At 41.4% G+C, this 3,268-nt stretch carries 3 protein-coding genes; 2 read left to right on the top strand and 1 reads right to left on the bottom strand.

Annotated elements, in window-relative coordinates:
• Positions 1-303 precede the first annotated feature (303 nt).
• Positions 304-1,422, bottom strand: coding sequence for a sporulation integral membrane protein YtvI (gene ytvI / locus V7Z64_RS12520; protein ID WP_297991246.1), 1,119 nt, complete (start codon positions 1,420-1,422; stop codon positions 304-306).
• 87 nt (positions 1,423-1,509) lie between these two features.
• Between ytvI and V7Z64_RS12515 the strand changes: the two genes are divergently transcribed.
• Together V7Z64_RS12515 and citZ are read left to right on the top strand one after the other, a co-directional pair.
• Entirely contained in the window at positions 1,510-1,965 is a 456-nt protein-coding gene (locus V7Z64_RS12515) for a DUF441 domain-containing protein (RefSeq protein WP_297991248.1), read from the top strand.
• Between the two features lie 260 nt (positions 1,966-2,225).
• A partial coding sequence (gene citZ, locus V7Z64_RS12510; protein ID WP_334110616.1) for a citrate synthase occupies positions 2,226-3,268 on the top strand: 1,043 nt, incomplete at its 3' end.

Raw genomic sequence — 3,268 nt, 5'->3', positions numbered from 1 at the left:
GCCATACTCATCACGACCGAGATGTGAACGCAAGTATCAATATTAAAAACGAAGCCATTAGGCTTCTAACCGCAGGAACTGTGGGGATCGCCTACTAAATAACCGAAGGGTACTTCGGTGTTCGTAGGAATCCGCTATGGCTTTAGCCTAGCGGTAGTTCAATACGGATACGGCAGGGTTTATGCTCCTTCTCCCTTTGGCGCGGAAAAAAATAAAACCATGGCTCGTGCGCCTGTTTAAATGGATGTTTTACACGAAAACGTGGATGTACATTCGGAAATGAGAAAAGCATAAGCTCGTCGCTTATGCTTCTTTTTTTCCGACTATGAAGTTCCAGATGTCTTGAAATACGCCGGCATGATGCAGCGTGCGTCCGATGACAAGCAACACCGGTCCGACGATTAAACCGAGGAACCCAATTAACTTAAAGCCGACGAATAAAGCGATTAATGTCGCTAACGGATCAAGCCCGATATTCGAGGAAAGAAGTTTTGGCTCCATCACCTGCCGTTGTACGAGAACGACAATATACAGCACGCCAAGTCCGATCGCAAAATGAGTTTCACCACTTATTGCGGCATAAATGATCCATGGAACGAATACTAATCCCGTTCCTAAATAAGGTAAAACATCTACAATGCCAATAATAAGGGCGATGGTAATCGCATATTCTACGCGCAAAATAAGCAATCCGACTAATACGATGAGCGTCGTAATGGAAATGAGCGTAGCTTGCGCTTTAATAAAGCCGAATAGAGCCTTTTTTAATTCTGCAAAAACTTTTGTTCCGCTCGTCTGCACTTTGCTTGGCAACAATTTTTGAAACAACGCTTTTAGCCGATACCAGTCTTTGCTTATAAAAAACGTAGCTAGCAATGAAAAAATAAAAATTGTTGCAAAATTAGGCAACCATCCAATGATGGAAGGAATGTTTTGTAATATATTTTGAATAAACTGCCCAACTGTCGTCGCAATTTTCGTCCCAACCGATTGGATATTTGTCATAATTGTATCTTGTTGGGTTGTGTCTAAATTTTTAAAGAGGGTAGCGAGTTGATTATATAATGGAATGAGCTGGCTGGCGATAAACTGCTCCATATAAACGACGAGCTTTTGAAAATGGTTAGGCACAACTGTTGCTAAATATTGTGTTCCTGTTACAATTTCCGCAACGAGAAGAGTAACGAGACCGGCAACGAGTGCGAGTAAAAAAAGTAAAACAACGATGACCGCCAACGCCCTTGGCATCCTTACTTTTCTTTCTAATACATCGACGATAGGATTAATAAGAAAAGCGATCGCTAACGCAATTAAAAACGGATATGTTAACGTTGACACATAATATAAGCTCGCTAATCCTGCGATGATGACGAAAATGACAAATACAAATCGAAGGGAGCGATACAAATAATGAACCGGCATTCCTTCACCTCCCGTCTTTTTGGTATTTATGACTATTATAATATACAATGCAAAAGAAGAAAAAGTTTCAAGAAAGGGGGATGCTACGTGCAGCCGTTTATTTTTTTATTTATTTTGCTTGTGGTCGGGATGATTGCGAAAAATCACTCTCTTATTGTTGCTGTACTTTTTTTACTTGTTGTAAAGAGCATCGGATTAAGTTCAAAAGTGTTTCCTTACTTCCAACAGAAAGGGATTAATCTCGGTGTGACAATCATTACAATTGCCGTATTAGTTCCGATCGCATCCGGAAAAATAGGTTTGAAAGAACTGACGGAATCCGTTCGCTCGATTTATGCATGGATTGCGTTGTTATCAGGAATTGCCGTTGCTTTGTTAGCAAAAGGAGGCGTGACGCTGCTTGCGAAAGATCCGCACATGACGACTGCGCTTGTCATTGGTACGATTTTGGCTGTATCTTTATTCAAAGGCGTCGCTGTTGGCCCATTAATTGGTGCTGGCATTGCATATACGATCATGAAAATGGTCGATGTGTTTTCATGATTTATTACTTTTTCATAATAATATTTTTGAATTATGATTTCTTTTAGTTCACAAAAGTCTGATAATTGTTTATAATAATAGTGGAGCATGTACGAAACGATCGTATATATTCCCCTGCTCGCTTCGTTAAGCGGATAGGTGAATATATAACAAAATGTAAGCCGTTTCTTTGCATCTTTATTTAGATGCTTTGAGCAAGCGCTCACCGACGTGCATCAACATGGGAAAAGGGGAATAAAAGAGAAAAGGAGAGATGTAACATGACAGTAACTCGCGGTCTCGAAGGGGTTGTTGCAACCACTTCCACCATTAGTTCAATCATCGATGATACGCTCACATATGTTGGGTATAATATCGATGATTTAGCAGAACACGCTACGTTTGAAGAGGTTGTTTATTTACTTTGGCATCGCAAATTACCAAACAAAGAAGAATTGGAAACGCTAACAAAGCAGTTAGCAGAAAATGCTGATATTCCGCAACAAGTCATTGATCATTTTAAAATGTACCCGCTTGATCAAGTGCATCCGATGGCTGCGCTTCGTACAGCCATTTCATTCCTTGGATTGTACGATGAAGAGGCGGAAGCGATGAATCCGGAAGCGAACTATCGAAAAGCTATTCGCTTGCAGGCGAAAGTATCGACGATCGTTGCTGCGTTTTCGCGCATTCGCAAAGGATTAGAGCCTGTTCAGCCGCGCAAAGATTTAAGTTTCGCAGCAAACTTTTTATACATGCTGACAGGAAAAGAGCCAGATCCAATTGCTGTTGAAGCGTTTAATAAGGCGCTCGTTCTTCACGCCGACCATGAATTGAATGCGTCAACGTTTACAGCGCGCGTCTGTGTTGCTACTTTGTCTGATGTATATTCAGGTATTACAGCGGCGATTGGAGCGTTGAAAGGGCCGCTTCACGGTGGAGCGAACGAAGCGGTCATGAAAATGTTGACGGAAATCGGCACGCTTGAAAACGTAGAAACATACATTCATAACAAATTAAACAACAAAGAAAAAATTATGGGCTTCGGCCATCGCGTGTATCGTCACGGAGATCCGCGTGCGAAACACTTAAAGAAAATGTCTGAAAAATTGACGAAGTTGACAGGCGAACCACATTGGTACGACATGTCGGTGAAAATCGAGGAGATCGTCACATCGACAAAAGGATTGCCGCCAAATGTTGACTTCTACTCGGCTTCTGTTTACCATAGTTTAGGAATTGATCATGATTTATTCACACCAATTTTCGCTATTAGCCGCATGTCAGGCTGGCTCGCGCACATTTTAGAGCAGTACGAAAACAA

Origin of the sequence: Anoxybacillus sp. (assembly GCF_036834105.1) — a bacterium.
Lineage (GTDB): Bacteria > Bacillota > Bacilli > Bacillales > Anoxybacillaceae > Anoxybacillus.
Note: the sequence above shows the minus strand (reverse complement) of the source record. Positions and strands in the feature narration are given on the sequence as shown.